Annotated in this window: 23 protein-coding genes; 11 read left to right on the top strand and 12 right to left on the bottom strand. The window is 69.5% G+C overall.

All coding sequences use genetic code 11. The features are described from left to right. Positions 1–7: 7 nt before the first annotated feature. Positions 8–1,597, top strand: a complete 1,590-nt coding sequence (gene xseA / locus J2X65_RS03940) for an exodeoxyribonuclease VII large subunit (RefSeq protein ID WP_310198299.1) — start codon at positions 8–10, stop codon at positions 1,595–1,597. Positions 1,598–1,752: 155 nt separating this feature from the next. Then, positions 1,753–1,989: a DUF2093 domain-containing protein gene (locus J2X65_RS03935; RefSeq protein ID WP_310198297.1), complete on the top strand. Its 237-nt coding sequence runs from the start codon at positions 1,753–1,755 to the stop codon at positions 1,987–1,989. Between the two features lie 60 nt (positions 1,990–2,049). Here the strand turns inward: J2X65_RS03935 and lpxK are convergent, their stop codons facing one another. From lpxK to J2X65_RS03910, 5 genes are read right to left on the bottom strand one after another with little or no spacing between them, the layout of a single operon-like run. After that, positions 2,050–3,060, bottom strand: a complete 1,011-nt coding sequence (gene lpxK, locus J2X65_RS03930) for a tetraacyldisaccharide 4'-kinase (protein WP_310198294.1) — start codon at positions 3,058–3,060, stop codon at positions 2,050–2,052. A 54-nt stretch (positions 3,061–3,114) separates the two neighbouring features. Continuing rightward, positions 3,115–4,416, bottom strand: a complete 1,302-nt coding sequence (locus J2X65_RS03925; protein ID WP_310198291.1) for a 3-deoxy-D-manno-octulosonic acid transferase — start codon at positions 4,414–4,416, stop codon at positions 3,115–3,117. Beyond that, a complete protein-coding gene (locus J2X65_RS03920) occupies positions 4,409–5,176 on the bottom strand; it encodes a lysophospholipid acyltransferase family protein (RefSeq protein WP_404977658.1) in 768 nt (255 codons plus the stop codon). The genes J2X65_RS03925 and J2X65_RS03920 overlap by 8 nt, the downstream gene beginning before the upstream one ends. A gap of 17 nt (positions 5,177–5,193) precedes the next feature. Next, complete coding sequence (locus J2X65_RS03915; RefSeq protein ID WP_310198286.1) at positions 5,194–5,439, bottom strand: DUF4170 domain-containing protein; 246 nt, start codon at positions 5,437–5,439, stop codon at positions 5,194–5,196. 18 nt (positions 5,440–5,457) lie between these two features. Further along, complete coding sequence (locus J2X65_RS03910) at positions 5,458–6,276, bottom strand: 3'(2'),5'-bisphosphate nucleotidase CysQ (RefSeq protein WP_310198282.1); 819 nt, start codon at positions 6,274–6,276, stop codon at positions 5,458–5,460. 331 nt (positions 6,277–6,607) lie between these two features. Here J2X65_RS03910 and J2X65_RS03905 point away from each other — a divergent pair, with 331 nt between their 5' ends. Both J2X65_RS03905 and J2X65_RS03900 read left to right on the top strand, forming a co-directional pair. Then, a complete protein-coding gene (locus J2X65_RS03905; RefSeq protein WP_310198280.1) occupies positions 6,608–7,111 on the top strand; it encodes a DUF6101 family protein in 504 nt (167 codons plus the stop codon). A gap of 137 nt (positions 7,112–7,248) precedes the next feature. Beyond that, positions 7,249–7,602, top strand: coding sequence for a hypothetical protein (locus J2X65_RS03900; RefSeq protein WP_310198276.1), 354 nt, complete (start codon positions 7,249–7,251; stop codon positions 7,600–7,602). An 18-nt stretch (positions 7,603–7,620) separates the two neighbouring features. Here the strand turns inward: J2X65_RS03900 and J2X65_RS03895 are convergent, their stop codons facing one another. Further along, on the bottom strand, positions 7,621–8,313 hold the full coding sequence (locus tag J2X65_RS03895; RefSeq protein WP_310198273.1) for a YoaK family protein: 693 nt from the start codon (positions 8,311–8,313) through the stop codon (positions 7,621–7,623). A 190-nt stretch (positions 8,314–8,503) separates the two neighbouring features. Further along, positions 8,504–8,851, bottom strand: coding sequence for a hypothetical protein (locus tag J2X65_RS03890; protein WP_310198269.1), 348 nt, complete (start codon positions 8,849–8,851; stop codon positions 8,504–8,506). A gap of 171 nt (positions 8,852–9,022) precedes the next feature. On the opposite strand from J2X65_RS03890, the gene J2X65_RS03885 reads away from it, so the two are divergent. Further along, positions 9,023–9,718 (top strand): TIGR00266 family protein, encoded by a 696-nt coding sequence (locus J2X65_RS03885; protein WP_310198267.1) that lies wholly within the window; start codon positions 9,023–9,025, stop codon positions 9,716–9,718. 32 nt (positions 9,719–9,750) lie between these two features. Here the strand turns inward: J2X65_RS03885 and J2X65_RS03880 are convergent, their stop codons facing one another. From J2X65_RS03880 to J2X65_RS03870, 3 genes are read right to left on the bottom strand one after another with little or no spacing between them, the layout of a single operon-like run. Continuing rightward, complete coding sequence (locus tag J2X65_RS03880; RefSeq protein WP_310198265.1) at positions 9,751–10,275, bottom strand: chromate transporter; 525 nt, start codon at positions 10,273–10,275, stop codon at positions 9,751–9,753. After that, on the bottom strand, positions 10,272–10,880 hold the full coding sequence (locus tag J2X65_RS03875; protein ID WP_310198262.1) for a chromate transporter: 609 nt from the start codon (positions 10,878–10,880) through the stop codon (positions 10,272–10,274). Before J2X65_RS03875 ends, J2X65_RS03880 begins: the two co-directional genes overlap by 4 nt. Beyond that, positions 10,877–11,716: a hypothetical protein gene (locus tag J2X65_RS03870; RefSeq protein ID WP_310198259.1), complete on the bottom strand. Its 840-nt coding sequence runs from the start codon at positions 11,714–11,716 to the stop codon at positions 10,877–10,879. Before J2X65_RS03870 ends, J2X65_RS03875 begins: the two co-directional genes overlap by 4 nt. 237 nt (positions 11,717–11,953) lie before the next feature. On the opposite strand from J2X65_RS03870, the gene tal reads away from it, so the two are divergent. Both tal and J2X65_RS03860 read left to right on the top strand, forming a co-directional pair. Then, positions 11,954–12,925, top strand: a complete 972-nt coding sequence (gene tal / locus J2X65_RS03865; RefSeq protein WP_310198256.1) for a transaldolase — start codon at positions 11,954–11,956, stop codon at positions 12,923–12,925. 91 nt (positions 12,926–13,016) lie between these two features. After that, on the top strand, positions 13,017–13,793 hold the full coding sequence (locus J2X65_RS03860; protein ID WP_310198252.1) for a sulfite exporter TauE/SafE family protein: 777 nt from the start codon (positions 13,017–13,019) through the stop codon (positions 13,791–13,793). A 12-nt stretch (positions 13,794–13,805) separates the two neighbouring features. On the opposite strand, the gene J2X65_RS03855 is transcribed toward J2X65_RS03860, so the two are convergent. Next, positions 13,806–14,978 carry a M20 aminoacylase family protein gene (locus J2X65_RS03855; protein WP_310198249.1) on the bottom strand — a complete coding sequence of 391 codons (1,173 nt, stop codon included), beginning with the start codon at positions 14,976–14,978 and terminating at the stop codon, positions 13,806–13,808. On the opposite strand from J2X65_RS03855, the gene J2X65_RS03850 reads away from it, so the two are divergent. Beyond that, positions 14,977–15,294, top strand: a complete 318-nt coding sequence (locus tag J2X65_RS03850) for a hypothetical protein (RefSeq protein ID WP_310198246.1) — start codon at positions 14,977–14,979, stop codon at positions 15,292–15,294. The genes J2X65_RS03855 and J2X65_RS03850 overlap by 2 nt on opposite strands. Before the next feature lie 64 nt (positions 15,295–15,358). Next, positions 15,359–16,546, top strand: a complete 1,188-nt coding sequence (locus J2X65_RS03845) for a tlde1 domain-containing protein (protein WP_310198243.1) — start codon at positions 15,359–15,361, stop codon at positions 16,544–16,546. Between the two features lie 113 nt (positions 16,547–16,659). Here J2X65_RS03845 and fabG read toward each other — a convergent pair whose 3' ends face one another. Further along, positions 16,660–17,439, bottom strand: a complete 780-nt coding sequence (gene fabG, locus J2X65_RS03840; RefSeq protein ID WP_310198241.1) for a 3-oxoacyl-ACP reductase FabG — start codon at positions 17,437–17,439, stop codon at positions 16,660–16,662. Between the two features lie 262 nt (positions 17,440–17,701). Between fabG and J2X65_RS03835 the strand changes: the two genes are divergently transcribed. Beyond that, positions 17,702–18,853, top strand: a complete 1,152-nt coding sequence (locus J2X65_RS03835; protein ID WP_310198237.1) for a PotD/PotF family extracellular solute-binding protein — start codon at positions 17,702–17,704, stop codon at positions 18,851–18,853. A 79-nt stretch (positions 18,854–18,932) separates the two neighbouring features. Further along, positions 18,933–20,054, top strand: coding sequence for an ABC transporter ATP-binding protein (locus J2X65_RS03830; RefSeq protein WP_310198234.1), 1,122 nt, complete (start codon positions 18,933–18,935; stop codon positions 20,052–20,054). The last annotated feature ends 2 nt before the right edge of the window (positions 20,055–20,056 follow it).

The following is a 20,056-nucleotide window of genomic DNA, read 5'->3' as shown; positions in this document are numbered from 1 at the left end:
CAGGCGCATGTCCGACCTCATCCCCGAATCGCCCGTCTCCAATGCCCCCGACTGGACGGTCTCCGAACTCTCCGGCGCGCTGAAGCGCACGGTGGAGGACGCCTTCGGCCATGTGCGGGTGCGCGGCGAGATTTCCGGCTATCGCGGGCCGCATTCGTCCGGCCATGCCTATTTCAGCCTGAAGGACACCACTGCCCGGCTCGACGCCGTGGTGTGGAAGACCAGCTTCTCGCGGCTGAAGCTCAAGCCCGAGGAAGGGCTGGAGGTGGTCGCCATCGGGCGCATCACCACCTTTCCCGGCAAGTCCTCCTACCAGATCGTCATCGAGCAGCTGGAATATGCCGGCGCCGGCGCCATTATGGCGATGCTGGAGGAGCGCAAGCGCCGGCTGGCCGCCGAAGGTCTGTTCGCGCCCGAACGCAAGCGCCGGCCGCCCTTCCTGCCGCGGGTGATCGGCGTCGTCACCTCGCCGACCGGAGCGGTGATTCGCGACATACTGCACCGGCTTTCCGACCGTTTTCCGCGCCGCGTGCTGGTGTGGCCGGTGCGGGTGCAGGGGGATACATGCGGGCCGGAAGTCGCGGCCGCCATTCGCGGCTTCAACGCGCTCGCACCCGGCGGGCCGATCCCGCGGCCGGACGTGCTGATCGTCGCGCGCGGCGGCGGCTCGCTGGAGGACCTGCTCGGCTTCTCCGACGAGGCGGTGGTCCGCGCCGCCGCCGAGAGCGCCATTCCCCTGATCTCCGCCGTCGGCCACGAGACCGACGTGACGCTGATCGACTTCGCCGCCGATGTGCGCGCCCCCACCCCCACCGCCGCCGCCGAGATGGCGGTGCCGGTGCGCGGCGAGCTGCTCGCGGCGATCCAGGCCGGCGGGGCGCGGCTTTCCGCAACCATGGCCCGCGCCGGCGAGCGCCGGCGCGCCGATCTGCGCAGCCTCGCCCGGTTGCTGCCGAGCGCCGACACGCTGCTCGCGGTGCCCCGCCAGCGGCTGGATCTGGCGGCGGGGCGGCTGCCGCGGGCGTTGAAGGCAAATGCGGCGGCGCATCGGCTCCAGCTCACCCGCGCCGAGGGGCGGCTCTCGCCGCACCGGCTCACCCAGCTGGTGGCGGGCCGGCGCGAACGCTTCACGCTGGTCGCCGGCCGGCTCGACGCGGCGCTGCGTGCCAACGCCAATGCGCACCGCGAGCGCATCCACCGTGCCCGCGAGCGATTCGAGGGCCAGCATGCGCGGCTCGATCCGGCATGGCGGCGCTTGCTTGCCGAACGGGGCCGCCGGCTCGACGCCATCGGCAAGCTGATGGGCGCATTGTCCTATCGCGGCGTGCTGGCCCGGGGCTTCGCATTGGTGCGCGATGCCGATGGCCAGCCGCTGCGCAGCGCCGCCGCCATTGCCGGCGGGCAGGCGCTCGACCTCGAATTCGCCGACGGGCATGTCGGCGCGGTGGCCGGCGAACGAGACCCGGATACGCCGCGCCCGACCGCCGCCAGCCCGTCCGGCTCGCCGCCGAAGCGGGCGACGCGCGGGCGGGTCGCCAAGGCGGAGGCCAAAACCTTGCCGAACCCGCCGGCGCAGCCCACCTTGTTCGACGATTAGGACCCCCCGCAGGGGGTGGCGGTGCCCGCTGGACGCAAGAGCGCGGAACCGCCCATAAGCGGGGAGACCGGCGCGAGCGGCTTCTGGCTTGTCGATGCGGGGCGGTATTGGCTATTGTCGCCCGAAAGGGCGGCCAGACAGGATTTGGGACGACGATGAACCGCTTCGAACGGTTTTCCGCATCCGGCGAGGCCGAGCTGCGCTATCTCGACGGCGATTTCCGGGTGGTGCGCCCCGGCACCTTCGTGCGCTGCGCCGTGACCGGCCAGCCGATCCCGCTCGACGAGCTGCGCTACTGGAGCGTCGACCTGCAGGAGGCCTATTCCAGCCCCGAGGCGGTGTTGAGCCGCCTGCATCCCGGCCGCCTGCGCAGCGATTTCACCGGCGCCTGACCCGCCGACCGGTTTGACCCTTGCGGCGCGCCGGCATGGACGCTCCGGCGGCGCCGTCGCTCAGCCGTCGACGAACTGCCGCGCCACCAGCCGATCGAGCGCGACGACGCTCTCCTCCTCCAGCACCAGCTGCACCGGCAGCACGACGCTGGCCCGCAGCAGGTCGCGGCCTTCCGGCGTGGCGGTGAGGCGCACGGCGTCCTTTTCCGTCGTCACCGGCATCAGATCGTCCGCCGCCGCCCGCTCGACCAGCGCCGCGATGTCGCTGGCGTTGAACGGGTGATGGTCGGGAAAGGCGCGGGTGACCACCGAGGCGACGCCGAGGCCGCGCAGCGTGGCGAAGAATTTCTCCGGCCGGCCGATGCCGGCAAAGGCCAGGACCCGCCGGCCGATCAGCCGCGCCATCACCGCCGCATTCGGCGCCAGCCGGCCGGTGAGCACCGCGAGGCCGGCGGCGCGCGCCAGCCGCGCCACCTCGGCGCCGGCCTCGCCCTGGCCGACCACCAGGAGCGCCTGCGCCCGGGCGAGCTGTGGCGCGAGCGGGGCGCGCAGCGGCCCGGCGGGCACGCATAGCCCGTTGCCGATGCCGACGGCGGCGTCGACCACCAGGATGGAAAGCGTCTTCTGCACCGAGGGGTTCTGGAAGCCGTCATCCATCAGCACCACGTCGGCGCCGTCGGCGACGGCCATGGCGAGGCCGTGCGGCCGGTCGCGGGCGACATAGGTCGGGGCCACGGTGGCCAGCAGCAGCGGCTCGTCGCCGACCTCGAGGGCGCGGTGCCGCACAGGATCGACCTGGACCGGCCCCTCGATGCGCCCGCCATAGCCACGCGTCAGGATCGACGGCCGATGGCCCTTGCGGGCGATGCGGCGGGCGAGATAGAGCGCGGTCGGGGTCTTGCCGGCGCCGCCGACGGTGGGGTTGCCGATGCAGATCACCGGCACGCCGAGGCTGACCCCCGGCTGCCGCATGCGGCGGGCGGCGACGCCGCCGACGAGGCTGCCGAGGGGCGAGAGGAGATGCGCCGCCAGGCTCCGTTCAGGCTGCCACCAGAAGGAGGGTGCGCGCATCGCCTCAGCTCCGGCGGGGCGAGGAGAGGAGGGCGGAAAGGCGGACCGGGCGCATCATCCGGGGTGCCGCTCCAGCCGGATCTGCACCAAATAGGGATCTATGGCGGCGAGCGTGCGTTCCAGCGCGCCGCCCAGCGTGGCGATGGTCGCCTGCGCCGCCGCCAGCATGCGGCGACGGAGCGCGCCATCGCCGATGAGCGTCGCGGCACTCGCCGCCAGCGCGCCGGCATCGGCGACCGGCACCGCGCCGCCGGCGGCGTCGAGCTGTGCATAGAGCGCGGCGAAATTGGCGACATGCGGGCCGTGCAGGATCGCCGCATCGAGCTTGACCGGCTCGATGGGGTTCTGGCCGCCATGGCGGATCAGCGAGCCGCCGAGCAGCGCCACCGGCGCCAGCCGGTAAAAAAGGCCGAGCTCGCCGATGGTGTCGGCGACATAGATCTGCGTCCCCCGGTCCGGCAGGTAGCCATCCGAGCGCAGCACCGCCGGGCAGCCGGCCTCGGTGGCGACGCCGATCACCTCGCGGCCGCGCTCGGGATGGCGCGGGGCGATGATGGTGAGCAGGTCCGGCAGCTGGCGCGCCAGCGTGGCGTGCGCCTCCACCACCATCGCCTCCTCGCCCGGATGGGTGGAGGCCGCCACCATCACCTGCCGTCCGGCGGTGGCGGCGCGCAGGGCGTCGAAGGCGGCGAGGTCGACCGGCGGCGGCGGCGCATCGAATTTGAGGTTGCCGGTTGGGGTGACCCGCGCGGCGCCGAGCGCGCCGAGCCGCTCGGCATCCTGCGGGCCCTGCGCCAGGCACAGATCGACATGGGCGAGCAGGGCGGCGGCGCTCTTCGGCAGCCGGCTCCACTGGCCGAAGGAGCGTTCCGACATGCGGGCATTGACCAGCACCAGCGGCACCCGGCGCCGGCCGACCTCGAGAAGCAGGTTCGGCCACAGCTCGGATTCGACCAGCAGCACCAGGTCCGGCCGCCAGTGCTTGAGGAAGCGGCGCATGAAGGCCGGCGAATCCAGCGGCACGAACTGGTGCACCACATCCGGCGGCAGGCGGGCGGCGGCAAGGCGCGCCGAGGTCACCGTGCCGGAGGTGAGCAGCACCTTGAAGCCGAGAGCCCGCAACCGGTCCATCAGCGGCATGATGGCGATGATCTCGCCGACACTGGCGCCGTGCAGCCAGACCAGCGGTCCTTTCGGGCGCGGGCGCGAGGCGCGGCCGAAGCGCTCGGCGAGGCGGGCGGGATCCTCCTTGCCGCGTCGCAGCCGGCCGGCGAGCAGCAGCCGCGCGAAAGGCGAGGCCAGCCAGGTGAGGAGGCGGTAGAGATGGATGAGCAGCGTCGCCCGGCGCCTAGGCATTGAGGCTGCCGGTGTGGACGCCGCCGGCGGAGCTGCCCGCACCGTCTTCGGCACTGCCGGCGCGGGAGCCGGCGGAAGGGCGGCCGACCAGCGCCTCAGCGCGGGCGGTGATTTCCTCGAGCTGGCGCTGCACCTCGCGGCGGGCGGCCTCCAGCGTCTCGGCATCGGCATCGGCCGGCACCCGCACGCCGTCGCCGGCGACCACGGCGGCGCGGCCGAATGGCAGGTGGATCGCCGCCTTGTCCCAGCTTTTCGCCAGAATGCGGTTGGAGGTGGCGATCGCCACCGGATAGATCGGCCGGCCGGCATGCTTGGCGATGGTGACGACGCCGAGGCCGACGACGCGCGAGATTTTCGGCACGTCGGCGGTCATGGCGACGTTGCAACCCTCCTGGAGGTTGCGGATCATCTCCATGGTGGCGTTGAGGCCGCCTTTTTCGTGGAAATTGCGCCCCTGCGCGCCCGAGCCGCGCACCGTGCCGATGCCGAGCGCCTCGGCGGCGATGGCGTTGACGTCGGCATCGCGCGAGCGCGAGATCATCACCTTGGCACGGTGATGCGGCTTCACCAGGAACGGGGTGAGGAAATGCTGCCCGTGCCAGAAGGTGAGGATCATCGGCAGCTGCTGGTCGGCGAGCTCATGCAGGTTCGCCGGCTCCATCACCACCCGGGAGGAGCGCCAGACGAAGCGCAGATAAGAGGCCATTCCGCGCCCGAGGAGGGTGCGGACAGCCTGCGAGCGTCGCAGCTTACGCCACATGGGACCGATGCTGTCCGTCAGTTCTTCGCGGCGGTGTCGGGATCGAGCAGCCGGTGCAGATGGACGATGAAATAGCGCATCTGGGCATTGTCGACGGTCTGCTGCGCCTTGGCCTTCCACGCCACGTGGGCGGTGGCGTAATTCGGAAAGATGCCGACGACATCGAGGCCGTCGAGATCCTTGAAGGTCACGCCGTCGATGCTGTCGAGCTCGCCGCCGAAGACGAGGTGGAGAAGCTGGGGGCTCGTCGCGCTGTCAGCCATTGCCATCGGATTCCTATGTCATTCCTCGTCCCGGCGCGCCGCGTCCATCACCGACGGGTGCAGCCCAGCGCCCGCGGAAACCAGAGCGCCGTGCCGAGGCACAGGAGCGTTGTAGATCAGCTGGAGGCCGTCGAGGTCGGTCAGCCGGCCCCCTGCTTCGTGCACCAAAAGGTCGGCGGCGGCAAGGTCCCAATCATTGCCGTTGGGCGCGGCAAAGGCGGCATCAAGCTCGCCGGTGGCCACCCTGGCGATGCGCAGGGCGAGCGAGCGGATGCGCGGCACCCGGGCGAGCATGCCGGCGCGGTCGACCCGCGACAGCCAGTGCGCCGGGCCGTCGGCGCGGGCGCCGGCGACGGCATATGCGTTCGAGGCACGGATCGGGGCGCCGTTGCGGGTGGCGCCGCATCCCACTGCCGCCAGGAACAGTTCCTGCGTCACCGGGGCGAACAGGGCGCCGGCGATCGGCCTTCCATCCTCCACCAGCGCTGCCGCCACCGCCCAATCCGGCCCGCCGGCCATGAAGGCGCGGGTGCCGTCGATGGGGTCGACGATCCACACCCGCCGCCGCTCCAGCCGGGCGGGCATGTCCGCCGTCTCCTCGGACAGCCAGCCATAGTCGGGGGCGAGGGCACCGAGCTTCTGCTTGAGCAGGGTGTCGACGGCGATGTCGGCATCGGTGACCGGAGAGTCGTTGTGCTTCGACCAGGAGGTGATGCCGCGGGCGAACATGTCGCGCGCCACGCCGCCCGCTTCCACCACGACGGCGGCGAGCTGCTCGGCGACCGCGCCGGCATCGGGCGGCACGGCAATCGGGTTGCGGGGCGGGGACAGATCCATCGACAGCGAATTAGGCGCAGCACGCGCCGGACGCAAGCGTGACGATGCATGGCTGAGGTGCGGCGCATGCGCATTGGCAGGATTGCGCGCGTTTCGGCAAGATTCCGTCAAGCATGGACGGCGATTGGGGCGGCAAAGAAACGATCAACCATGTCCCTTAAGCCGGAAGCGACAGGGGCCAGCCTAGGGTTCAGCCCACGACCGGGACAGCAAAGTCGAAAAACCGGCGGGGAGAACCATGAGGCGTCACTGCGCGACGGAGGCTCGGCCTCCGGTTTCATCTTACGAGTATGTTTCGCTCGCGTGGCCGACCGGCAGCGCGAGCTGGCCGGTGGTGTTCGATACCGCCGATGCCGGCGCCGATGGCGGCGGCCGTCGCGTCGAGCTGCATCCGGGCCATGTGGTGCTGCGCCGCCGGCTCGGCGGCCTGCCGCTGCGGGAGGCGATCGAGTATGCGCGCTATCGCGGGCTCGCCATTGCCCTGCTCGACCCCGAGGGCGAGGACGAAGGCGTCGCGGTGGTGCTGGTACATGACGATGTCGAGCTGTCGGTGACGCTGTACAGCGCCCCGCATGTCGACGACGTGGTCGCCGAATGGCGCTTCTGGAGCGCGCTGCTCGGCTTGCCGATGCTCATCACCGATGCCGCCGGCGCGCATGCCGCCGCCTACCCGACGCTCGGCCGGCTGGTCATCGGCGCGGCGCAGCTGCGCCGGCGCGGGCGCGGCGCGCTGCGGTATCGCCGGCCGGCGATGTTCAGGCGCCGGGCCGCCGGCCGGCCGCCCGCCGCGCTGCCGGTCCATCGCGGCGAGCGCGAGCTGAGCGCCCGCGACTGATCGCCGCCGCCCGGGCGGAGGCAAGGGCCAGCGGCGCGTGTTCTCACGCGTGCCCTCGATACCGGGCGGCAGACTTTGCTAGAATGCCGCCGCCGGTGGGCTGATTCCGTTCGCGGGTCCGCCGAGGGAAGGATGTCATGAGCCTGAAAGCCGTCGCCCCGTTCGTCGTCGCCCTGCTGCTGGGATCGGCTCCGGCCGTGCTGGCCGGGCCCTGCACCCAGGACATCGTCTCGACGCAGGAGGCGCTGGACCGGCTGATCGCCGATCTCGCCGCCAACGGCCCGACCGCGCCGGAGAGCGAAGACGCGACGCTGAGCCACGAGCCCACCCCCGGCGGCCTCGCGCAGACCGAGGCCGAACTGGGTGAGGGCGTCGCCCCGGAACAGGCGCAGGCCGAGCTCGACAAGGCCCGCGCCGCCGACGAGCGCGAGGATTCCGACGCCTGTCATCAGGCGCTGGCCAAGGCCCGCGACGCGATCGGCCTGGAATAGCGGCTGGTCGCGGCGGCGTCAGTCGCCGCCATACTGCGCCACCGCCGGCCCCAGATGCCGGTGGAAGGCCAAGGCAACCGCGGCCAGCACGGCCAGCAGCCCGCCGGCGACCGCCAGCGCCGTCGTCAGTCCCGTGCCGGCCAGCATCAGCGCGCCGATCAGCGCGCCGATGACGAAGGCCGCCCAGGACAGCGCATAGCTCGCCGCCTCGGCGGCGGAGCCGCGCCCGGTCAGCCGGCGCGCCAGCGCCTGGCCCATGCCGAACAGCGCGCCGGTGACGAAGCTCTTGCCGACATCGGCGCCGGCAATGAGCTGGTGCACGGCGTTCTGCAGGCCCATGGCGACGGCCACCGGCAACAGGGCAACGAAGCCGATGTCGCGCTGCGCCAGCGCGGCGGCGAGGGTGAACAGCACCACCTCGACGGCGAGGATCAGCACCAGCTTCCAGCGGGCGGTGGCATCGGCGATCAGCGTGCCGATCAGCGCGCCGACGACGAAGCAGCCGATGACGATGGCGGCATGCACGGCGGCGAGAAGCTGGCCGGAGGCGAGGCTGATGCCGAGCCGGGTCGAGTTGCCGCTCATGAAGGAGAGGAACAGCCCGCCAAGATAGGCATAGCCGACCGCATCGACGAAGCCGGCGATCAGGGTGGCGAGGGTGGCGAAGAGCAGCGGGCGCAGGCGGGTGCCGGTCGGCGTGTCGAAGGTCATGAGGCTCGGGGATCGGAAGGGAGGCGGTGCAGATGGCGCCCCGGCGCGCCGCCGGACGGGTTACGGCATGCGGCTGTCGCGGGAACGGAGTCGATGCGAGCGGGATAGCCGCCGGCCGGGCCGCCGCCGCGCCGAAGACGAAGGCCCTTGCGCGGCGGCAGGTGGATCGATGCTCAGAGGCAGCCGGCGCTCAGGGGCACGTATGCACCCAGCCCCCACCCCAGGTGCGATGCCAGTAGCAGGCCGGGCGTACCGGCGGGCCCCAGCCGCGCGCATAAGGCGGCAGGTACCAGTAGCCGGGATAGTTGGGACGCCAGACGCAGCGCCACGGGCCGCAGACCCAGCGCACGGGTTCGGCCCCGGGAGCCGCCTGGACCGCGGGGGCGGCGGCGAGTGCCGGCATGGCGACGCCGGCCTGTGCCGGGGTGCCGAGGCCGAGCGTGGCGGCGAGGGTGACGGCGATGGCGAACGCACCGACGAGCGGCAGGACGAGACGGCGGATACGCGAAGAAAGGCCGAAGGCAGGCAGACCGGGCATGGGTGTCTCCCTAGTGGTTCGACGAACGTGGCGATGATAGCACGCGCCGACGGCGCGGCACCTCTAAACCCATGCTGGGGCTAAAATTTCGTCGGCCTTGGCCGGCCGTCGATGGCTCGGCTAATCTGCCGCAACGGCGGCCGGGAGCGCCGCGCGCCAGGAGTTGCTGCCATGCGTTCGAAGATCATCGGAACCACCCTGCCGGTGCTGGAGATCGGCCTCGATCCCGGCGAGAGCGTCGTCGGCGCGCCCGACCAGCTCTCCTGGATGTCGGGCGACATCGGCATGACCACCTCGACGGGCTTCGGCGGCGGCGGCGGGCTGTTCGGGCTGGTCAGCCGGGCGGTCTCCGGCGCCGGGCTGTTCATGACCGAATTCCGCGCCCAGCGAGGCCCCGGCAATATCGCCTTCGCGGCCAAGCTGCCCGGCAACATCGTCGAAATCGCGGTGGCGCCGGGGCGCGGCTATCTGGTGCATCGCCACGGCTTCATCTGCGGCACCTCCGGCATCGAGGTGGCGAGCGCCTTCCAGCAGAAACTCGGCGGCGCGGTGTTCGGCGGCGAGGGCTTCGTGCTGCAGAAACTCTCCGGCGAGGCCCGCGCCTGGGTGGAGCTCGGCGGCGAACTGGTGGCCTACGAACTGCAGCCGGGCCAGGAACTGCTGGTGCATCCCGGCCATGTCGGGCTGTTCGAGGAGAGCGTCGCCTTCGAGATCACCACCATGCGCGGCGTCGCCAATGCGCTGTTCGGCGGCGACGGGCTGTTCCTGGTGCGGCTGTCCGGCCCCGGCAAGGTCTGGCTGCAGACGCTGACCCTGCCCGGCCTCGCGCATGCGCTGGCGTCCTACCTGCCGCAGCGCGGCGGTTGAGCGCGCCGGCGCTGGGAAGGCCGGCGCCCAGCTCAGCGCAGCGCGATCAAGCCCACCACGCCGCCGCCCAGCACCAGGATCGCCGGGTTGATCCGCTTGACGAAGAACACCCCGAGAAACACCGCGATGGCGATGGCCACCGTCATCGCGCCGTCTATGGCGGTCCGGGCGATGGCAATGGCCCCGGCCGCCATCAGCCCCACCACCAGCGGCGCCATGCCCCGCTGCAGCGAGGCGCGCCAGGGCGAGCCTTCGAAATGGTCCCACAGCCGGGAGGCGCCGAGCGAGATCACCCCCGCCGGCACGAAGAAGCCGAGATAGGCGATCAATGCGCCGAGGAAGCCGGTGACGTGATAGCCGATCATCATCACCATCAGCATGTTCGGGCCCGGAACCACCTGGCCGAGGCCGTAAATGTCGCGGAACTGGTCGTCGGTGAGCCAGTGATGCGTCTCGACCACCAGCATCTTGGTCTCGGGCAGCACCGCCGCGCCGCCGCCGACGGCCAGCACCGACAGCAGCGAGAACACGCCGAGGACGGAGAGATTCTCGTTCATGTCGGGTCGGCCTCCGCCGCGGCGGCTTCCTTGCGCGGGCGATAGATCAGCACCGCCGCCGGCCCGACCGTGAGCAGCACCCAGATCAGCGAGACGTGCAGGAAGCTCACCAGCCCGACGGTGACGAGGATGATGGCGATGTCGACCAGCGAACCGAGCTGCTTGCGGCCGATCTGGAGGGTCACCGCCGCCAGCATGCCCACCGCCGCCGCGCCGACGCCGATCAGCGCGGCGTTGACATAGGGGTTGTGGGCGTTCGAGGCATAGGCGACGCCGAGCGCCATGATCAGCGCGGCGCCGGGCAGGGTGATGCCGATGAAGGCGAGGATGGCGCCGGGGATGCCGCGCAGCCGGTCGCCGACGATGATCGCCATGTTGGTGGCGTTGAGGCCGGGCAAAGCCTGCGCGATCTCCAGCGCCGAGAGGAAGCGCTCCTCGTCCAGCCAGCCCTTCTGCAGCACCAGCGCGTTGCGCAGATAGGCGACGACGCCGCCGCCGAAGCTTGTCGCCCCGATGACGAGAAAGGTGACGAAAATCTCGCCGAACTCCACCGGCCCGGCGGGCGGAGCGGGGGCGGCGGCGTCGGCCGGGGCAGGATGGCTCATTCGCGACCGGCCACGGCGAGCTTGCCGAAATTATAGACCAGCGCCGTCTTGGTGGCGCCGAGATACACCCACTCGGGCATCTGCTGCTGCATATCGAGGAAGAACGCCTCCGACCGTGCCTTGGCCTTGGTGTGCAGTTCGTCATAGCGATCGAACTTGGCCTGGAAGGCGAACTCGCCGACGATGGAGCTCTCGGTCGGCCGGTCGCGCCACACCGCGATCGTCGCCTTGGCGACGAGGCCATGGCCGAAATCGAACGCGCCGACATTCACCTGCACTTCTTCCACCGGCAGGTTGTTGACCAGCGACACCGGCGTGCCGGCCTGGGCGGGGCACAGTTCCGACAGCACCGGAAACACCGAGGCGATGCGCTCCAGCCCGGCATCGAGCACAAGGCCCGCCGAGCGCAGCACGCAATTGTGCGAAAAGAGGCTGCGCATGCCGCCGAGCTTTTCCTTCAGCGGCAGCAGCTCCTCCTTGAACTTGATGTCGGCGGCGCCCTGAAGATGCGGGGTGACGTCGATCTGCGCCGCTTCCTTGAAATCGGGATGGCGGAACTTGAAGGTGAGCTCGTGCTCGTTCTCGGGCCAGCCATCAGTGTAGAAGGTGCGCTTGCGCAGGATGAAGGCGTTCCGGTACAGATCGTAATCGGGCGTGTCGTAGAACAGCACCTCGCGCACCTGGCGTTTGAAGCCGTCCTTGTTGGTGATGACGCCGACCTTGTGCTCCGCGGCCACCTGCGTGGCCTTGTGCCAGAACACCTCGAACTGGCGCGGATCGAAGAACCGCTCGGGACGCAGCAGGATTTTGTATTCGCGATAGTGGATGTCGTCCATGAGCGACCTCGGGAAGCGGCGGCCGGTCGCCGCGTTGATCCCAAGCATTTACGCCCGTGCCGCGCCGCTCACAAGACCGCGATGCAGGGGGGGCCGGATGGCGGAAAGAGCGGGTGGAGCATCTTGAAGCGGCGGGTCAATTTGTGGTCCAAGGGTCGTAGCCTTGTGATCGCAGCCCCATATGTGAAATGAGCCGATGCGGCGCGGCGGGCGCCGCCGCAGGATAGAGAGACCGATATGCCCTCCAAGCTCGAACAGCTGCGCGCCATGACCGTCGTCGTCGCCGATACCGGCGACATCGAGGCGGTGCGGCGCCTCAAGCCGCAGGATTGCACCACCAACCCCACCTTGCTGCTGAAGGCCGCCGAGACCCCGGCCTATGCCCGGCTCGTCGACGAGGCGATCGCCTGGGGCGCCAAGCAGGGCGGCGACCACGACGCGGTGGTGAAGGCCACCTGCGACCGGCTCGCGCTCAATTTCGGCGCCGAGCTCGCCGGCATCGTGCCCGGCCGGGTGTCGACCGAGGTGGACGCGGACCTTTCCTTCGATACCGAGGCGACCCTCGCCAAGGCGCGGGCCTTCATCAAGGCCTATGAAGAGCGCGGCATCGGCCGCGAGCGCATCCTGATCAAGATCGCCTCCACCTGGGAGGGCATCCGCGCGGCGGAGGTTCTGCAGAAGGAAGGCATCGACTGCAACCTGACGCTGCTGTTCGCGCTGCCGCAGGCGGTGGCCTGCGCCGACGCCGGCGTGTTCCTGATCTCGCCCTTCGTCGGGCGCATCCTCGACTGGCACGTCAAGGCCGGCGAGGGTCCGTTCACCGCCGAGACCGATCCCGGCGTCGTCTCGGTGCGGGCCATCTATGCCTATTACAAGGCGCACGGCATCAAGACGGTGGTGATGGGCGCCTCCTTCCGCAACACCGGCGAGATCGAGGCGCTGGCCGGTTGCGACCGCCTGACCATCGGCCCGGCGCTGCTCGACCAGCTCGCGGCCGACGAGGGCCCGCTGACCCGCCGGCTCGATCCGGCCGAGACCGCCGGCGCGCCGGCGCGGCTGCATCTCGACGAGAAGGCGTTCCGTTTCGCGATGAACGAGGACCCGATGGCGACCGACAAGCTCGCCGAGGGCATCCGCCAGTTCGTGAGGGACCTGAACAGCCTGCGCGCCAATGTGAGCGCGCGGCTGAAGGGCGCCCAGGCGGCCTGAGCCGCGCCCAACGTCCAGCTCCGTCGCATCAGCGCGGGTGACGGCCGACGCGCCGTCGCCCGTTGTCGTTTTTCCCGAGGTAGTCTCCATCATGCTCGACCCGTCGCAGATCGGGTTCGCGCTGGCCGCCGGCCTGGCGGCGGCGGCGGTCGGCCTGTCCAAGGGCGGGTTGCCGATGATCGGCCTGCTCGCCGTGCCGATCATGTCACTGGTGATGTCGCCGCTCACCGCCGCCGGCCTGCTGCTGCCGGTCTACGTGATCAGCGACATGTTCGGCGTGTGGAACTACCGGCGGGAATATTCCGGCCGCAACCTCGCCATCCTCATGCCGGCCAGCGCGCTGGGGGTGGGCATCGGCTGGGCCACCGCCTCGGTGATCAGCGAGGAAGCGGTGATGCTGATGGTGGGGCTGATCGGGCTCGGCTTCTGCCTCAACCGCTGGTTCGGCCGCGTGCCGACCACGCCGCGCCCGGCAGACGTGCCGCGCGGGCTGTTCTGGGGCACGCTGACCGGCTTCACCAGCTTCGTCACCCATGCCGGCGCCCCGCCCTACCAGACCTACATGCTGCCGCAGCGCCTGCCGAAAATGGTGTTCGCCGGCACCTCGACGCTGCTTTTCGCCGCGATCAACGCCATGAAGCTGGTGCCCTACTGGACGCTGGGCCAGCTGAGCGTGTCCAATCTCGCGGTCACCCTGGCGCTCACGCCGGTGGCGGTGGCCGGTACCTTCGCCGGGGTGAAGCTGACGCGGGTGATCCCGGAAAAACTGTTCTTCCGGCTGGTGATCGGGGCGCTGTTCCTGCTGTCGCTGAAGCTGGTGATGGACGGCGTGGTGCATTACGCCCGTGCCGCCGCCGTGGCGTGGTGAGGCCGCCGCCGGTCAGTCCGACGGCCGCAGCAGGCGGTGCACCAGATTGACCCAGTAGGACGCGCCGACCGGGATGAGCTTGTCGTTGAAGTCGTATTGGGCGTTGTGCAGGTTCGGCCCCGGACCGCTGGCGAGGCAGAGATACGCGCCCGGCACCTTCTCCAGCATGTAGGCGAAGTCTTCCGCCGCCATGATCGGCGGAAAATCGGTGACGACGTTCGCGTCGCCGCTGGTGGCGCGGGCGGCGGCGAAGGCCTCGTCGAGCTCGGCGCGGTGATTGACCATCGCCGGATAGCGGCGCTGGTAATCGACGACGATCTCGGTTCCGCTCGCCGCGCCGATGCCGGCGCAGATCGCCTTGAAGCGGCTCTCGACCAGATCGCGCACCGCGTGGGTGAAGGTGCGGGCGGTGCCGCGCAGCACCACCTCGTCCGGGATGACGTTCCAGGTATCGCCGCCATGGATCTGGGTGACGGTGACCACCGCCGCCTCGGAAGGATCGACGCTGCGCGAGACGATGGACTGGAGAGCCGCGACCAGCTGGGCGGCCGCCAGCACCGGATCGATGCCGCGATGCGGCATGGCGGCATGGGCGCCGCGCCCGCCGATCTTGACCTCGAAAATGTCGAAGGCGGCGAACATCGGCCCCGGCCGCCCGAGGAAGCTGCCGAACGCGGCGTTCGGCCAGTTGTGCAGGCCATAGACCGCCTGCATCGGGAACAGCTCGAACAGGCCCTGCTCGACCATCACCTTGCCGCCGCCCTCGTTCTCTTCCGCCGGCTGGAAGACGAAATGCACCGTGCCGGCGAAATCCGGGTGGGCAGCGAGGTGCTCGGCGGCGGCGAGCAGCATGGTCATGTGGCCGTCATGGCCGCAGGCGTGCATCTTGCCGGGATTGGTGGACCGCCAGGGCAGATTGGTCGCCTCGGTGATGTCGAGGGCGTCGATATCGGCGCGCAGGCCGATGGCGGGCCCCGCTCCCAGGCGTCCCTCAAGCGTGGCGACGAGGCCGGTGCCGGCGAGGCCGCGATGCACCGGCAGGCCAAATCCCTGCAGCTTCTCGGCGAGAAAGTCGCTTGTGCGGTGTTCCTCGAAGGCGGTTTCGGGGAAGCTGTGCAGATCGCGCCGCCAGGCCGTCAGTTCGTCGAGGCGGTCCGCGAGGGCAGGAATGATACCGTCGGTCATGCACGTCTTCCCCGTTAGTGGCCGGCTCCGGCCGGTCGCCCGGCGGCATGGCTTATCGCATGAACCGGCGGGCGCGCACGAGAGCGGATCGCGGCACCGTCACGCTGCCGCCACCGGGCGGGCGGCGGTATTTTATTGCGGCATGACGGGGCGGGAATTGCCGATCCCGCGTTTCGCGTTTGCATTGCCGTCGGATATCAATAAATTGCTTACCAAGTTTCGCTATGGATTCACGCGTAGTAAGCCCGCCTCGTTAGAAGGCGGGAGCGTGATCGACCGATGCGGCGATGCCATTCGCAACGCATCGGCGGTGTGAATGTGGGTTTTGGGGAGTTATGGGCAGAAAAGCTCGCACCCGTGGATTTGGCACGCGCGCGCCGATGGTGACGAGGCCGGTTCGGCCTCGCTGGCATTTCGTCGCTGCGCTGATCATCGGCGCCGGTGGCGCGGCCGCGACCGCCGCTGTCTCCTTCGGTGCCGCCTGGGCACCTTCTTCCGCGACCGCTCCCGAATGGCGCGTGACCGAGGCGAGTGCCGTTGCCGGCCTGCCGGGGTTCGGCCGGGACAAGGCGGCGCCCGCCGATCTTCCGCCGCCAATGCCGGAGGATACCCCGTTCGAGATGGCGCCGCCGCCGATGAAGATGGAGGCGAGCGTCCGGGAAATCCGCAACTTCCAGTCCGCCGGCATGGTGGCGCTGGCGCCGAACTGGATCTTCGGCCCCGACATGCAGATGCCGCTGCGCGCCGCTCCCAGCGAGACGGTGGCGGGCGCGCCGATGCGGCCGAGTTCCGACCTTGCCGGCAGCGCGGCGCCGAAGGGCGCGGTGGTCGCCATGGCCCATGCGGTGCCGCTGCCGCCTTCCGACCCGCGCGGCGCCGGCCGGAGCCAGACCGCCGCGGCTTCGGCAGCCGAGACCCCGGACGCGCTGTCCTCGGGCGACCTCGCCGCCGACGCGCCGACGCCGGAAAAGAATCCGCTGGCCCGCAAGGTGCGGCTGGCTTCGCTGTCGACCGGCGAGGGCGAGCTCGACCTCGGGCCGACCGAGCCGCCGCAGGTGTCGCCGGAAGAAGCCACCGGCATTCCGATGTCCTCCGCCGAGGTGCGTCTGCCGAAATCGGGCGACCGCTTCGCCGTCTACGACATCGTCGGCCAGGTCGTGTACATGCCTGACGGCACCAAGTTCGAGGCGCATTCCGGCTATGGCGACCGGTTCGACGATCCACGCCATATCTCGGTGAAGATGTTCGGCCCGACGCCGCCCAATACCTACAAGCTGACCATGCGCGAATCGCTGTTCCACGGCGTCGAGGCGCTGCGGATGACGCCGGTGGGCAAGGAGCCGATGTTCGGCCGCAACGGCATCCTGACCCACAGCTACCTGCTGGGTCCTCGCGGCGATTCCAATGGCTGCATCTCGTTCAAGAACTACGACGCCTTCCTCGCCCATTGGAAGAAGGGCAAGATCGACCACATGGTGGTGGTGGCCCGTCTGCCCAATGAGATCAAGCCGAAGGGCGTCGGCTCCATGTTCGCCTGGCTGAAGCCGAAGAGCGCCCGCTCCGAATAGGTGTGGCGGCCCAGATGTGCCGGCATCAACAAAAAGGGCACCGCCGCGGCGGTGCCCTTTCCGTTCGCGGGAAGCCTTTTTCAGCCGGCACTTTGCCGGCGGCGGGCCCCGGCTCAGGCGGTGCCCATCTCGTCGAGCGCCATCGGCGATTCCGGCAATACCTGCCCGCCATCGATCGACAGCCCCTGGCCGGTGATGTAGCCGGCCTCCTCGGAGGCGAAGAACAGCGCCGCATTGGCGATGTCGAACACGCTGCCGAGCTTCTTCATCGGCACGCAGGCGGCGGTGGAGGCGATATAGGCCTCGCCCATGCCGTCCATGCCCTCGGTATGGATGTTGCCGGGCATCACCGCGTTTACCGTGATGTTCCACGGTGCCAGCTCGATCGCCGCCGTGCGCATGAAGCCGAGCTGGCCGGCCTTCGAGGCGCCGTAATGCGACCAGCCGGGAAAGCCGGTGATCGGGCCGGTGATCGAGGAGGTGAGCACGATGCGGCCCTGCTTCTGTGCCTTCATCTGCGGCAGCACCGCCGAGACCGACAGGAAGGTGCCCTTGAGATTGGTGCCGATCACATGGTCGAAATCCGCCTCGGTCATGGCACCGAGCCTGGCCGCCGGGAAGATGCCGGCATTGGCGCAGAGCACGTCGATGGATCCGTAGCGCTCGACCGCCGCGGTGGCCATGGCGTCGCAATCGGCGACCCGGGTGATGTCGGCGGCGAAGCCGGAAGCGTTCGCGCCGATCTCGGCGGCGACCTTCTCGGCCTCGGCAAGGTGGCGGCTGACCACCAGCACATTGAGGCCGGCCTGACCGAAGCGCAGCGCGATGCCGCGCCCGATTCCCTTGCTGGCACCGGTGACGATGACCGTCTTGCCTGCGAGCGGCGTAAACATGTGACGTGATTTCCCTTGGAAGAAATTTAGCGTTTTCAATCGATTGAAGCCGGGACGCCCAAGCCCCGGCCCTGGGTGCCGAAACTCTGGGCTGCCTGTCTTTTGATCAGGGTGCGATGCAAAATTGATGTTGTAAAGCCCAAATCGAGATGTTTAGGATCGCACAAACTCCAACATCAGAGCCACATTCGCCATGGCTCCGATGCGGCACAACATGCGCGGCCGGACGAGGTTCGCGCCACCATAAAGAGGGGACTTCGAGATGGCAGGCATTTCCAGACGGTCGATGCTGCAGGGCATGGCGGCCGGCGCCGGAGCGCTGGCGGCAGGGCCGCTGCTCGGCACCGGCAGCGCCTTCGCCGCGCGCGAGAAGGAGCTGAACATCCTGTGCTGGGAGGGCTACAACTCCGCCCAGGTGCTCGACCCGTTCCGCGAGAAGACCGGCGCCACGGTGAAGGCCGAGAGCCTGACCAACGACCCGACCATGATCAACCGTCTGCGCGCCGGCGAGATCAACACCTGGGACCTGATCAACGTCAACAATCCCTGGGCGCGCAAGGTGATGCTGCCCGAGAAGCTGATCAAGCCGCTGCCGAAGGCGGAGTTCGAGCCCTTCTTCGCCCAGATGCTCCCCGAGTTCAAATGGCCCTACAAGTGGGCGATGAGCGAGGACGGCAACGACCTGCTCGGCATGGTGCAGCGCTTCGGGCCCTATAGCTTCGTCGTCAACACCGACAAGATCAGCCGCAAGACCGCCGAGGAGACCGGCTGGGACCTGTTCAACGATCCGGCGCTGGCCGGCAAATACGGCATCCTCGAATCCGACGACTGGAACGTGTTCAACATCTTCGTCGTCGCCGGCATCGACCCGTTCAAGGTGCACACGCCGGAGGAGATGACCAAGTTCGAGGAGACCGCCAAGCGGGTGTTCAAGGGCGCCAAGCTGATCGGCGACATCGCCTCGATGAACCAGGCGCTGATCTCCGGCGAGATCGACCTGCACCTCACCGGCGGCACCTATTCCGTCTCGCCGGCCCGCGCCGACGGCCATCCCAATCTGCGCGCCATCACCCCGCTGAAGGGGCCGCTGGCCGGCGGCAAGGGCGGCATCTCCTGGATCGAGGTGACCTCGACGGTGAACAACCCGAACCTGTCGCCGCTGGCGCTGGAGTTCCTGAAATATGTGCAGGCGCCGGACGTGGCGCACACCGTCGCCTTCGCCGAAGGTACCTTCAACCCGGTGGCGCAGATGGGCAACAAGGCCTGTTTCGACCTGTTCACCAAGGAAGAGCTCGACGCCATCCAGTGGGACAGCCTGGAAGAGGAGATGGCCCGCTCGGTCGAGTACGACATCGTGCCCGACTACGACAAGGCGCTCGACCTCATGAACGCTGCCAAGCGCCTGCGCGGCTGATCGTTTCGCCGGTCACGAAGGCTCCTGCTGAATTTCCGGCGGCGTGCGCGCCGCCGGACCCTCTGTTCCCGGAAGACCCATGCTCCAGACCCTGCCCACCGTTTCCACCGCCACCGCCGTCCCGCCCGTGCCGATCCTGCAACTGGTCGGCGTGCGGAAAATGTTCGGCGGCTTCGCGGCGGTGGAGGGCATCGACCTCGACGTGCGCGAGGGCGAGTTCCTGACCATTGTCGGCCCTTCAGGCTCGGGCAAGACCACGCTTTTGCGCATGCTGGCCGGCATGGACACGCCGAGCGAAGGCAACATCACCCTGCGCGGCGAGCTGATCAACGACGTGCCGCCGAACAAGCGGCCGACCTGCCTGGTGTTCCAGTCGCTGGCGCTGTTCCCGCACAAGAGCGTCGGCGAGAACATCGCCTTCGCCCTGAAGGTGAAGGGCGTCGACGCCGCGACCCGGAAGAAGCGGGCGCTGGAGCTGATGCGCATCGTTCGTTTGCCGGACAATTATCACGACAAGAACGTGATGAAGTGCTCGGGCGGCGAGCGCCAGCGTGTCGCGCTCGCCCGCGCCTTCGCCTATGACCCCGAGGTGCTGTTCTTCGACGAGCCGCTCTCCGCCCTCGACTACAAGCTGAAGAAGGCGCTGGAGAAGGAGCTGAAGGACCTGCACCGCGAGACCGGCAAGACCTTCATCTACATCACCCATTCGCTGGAGGAGGCGATGGTGATGAGCGACCGCATCGGGGTGATGCGCGCCGGAAAGCTGGTGCAGGTCGGCACGCCGGAGGAGATCTACGGCGCCCCGGTCGACCGCTTCGTGTCGGAATTCGTCGGCGAGGTGAACACCCTCAGAATGAAGCGCGTGGGCCAGCAATGGCAGGGCGTCGACGTGCCCGGCACCTTCACGCTCGCCCCGCCGCAAAGCGGCGCGGCGCTCGACGAGGCCTTCGTGGTGATCCGGCCGGAATATATGCGCTTCCTTGGCCCCGGCGAGCGCGCCGACAACCAGCTGAAGGGTACCGTCTACAACGAATATTCGCTTGGCTCGCGCATCCAGTACCAGGTGCGGGTGGGCTCAAAGGAGGCCGGCGAGAAGGTGATGCTGGTCGAGCTGTCCCGCGCGCGCGCCTTGCCGCCGGGCGCCTCGCGCGAGGTGACGATCGGCTGGGACGCCGCCGACGCCTTCACGCTGGGCAGCTGAGG

The organism is Ancylobacter sp. 3268 (assembly GCF_031456575.1).
GTDB lineage: Bacteria > Pseudomonadota > Alphaproteobacteria > Rhizobiales > Xanthobacteraceae > Ancylobacter.
The sequence above is the reverse complement of the archived record's forward strand: the minus strand, read 5'-3'. Positions and strand labels throughout refer to the sequence as shown.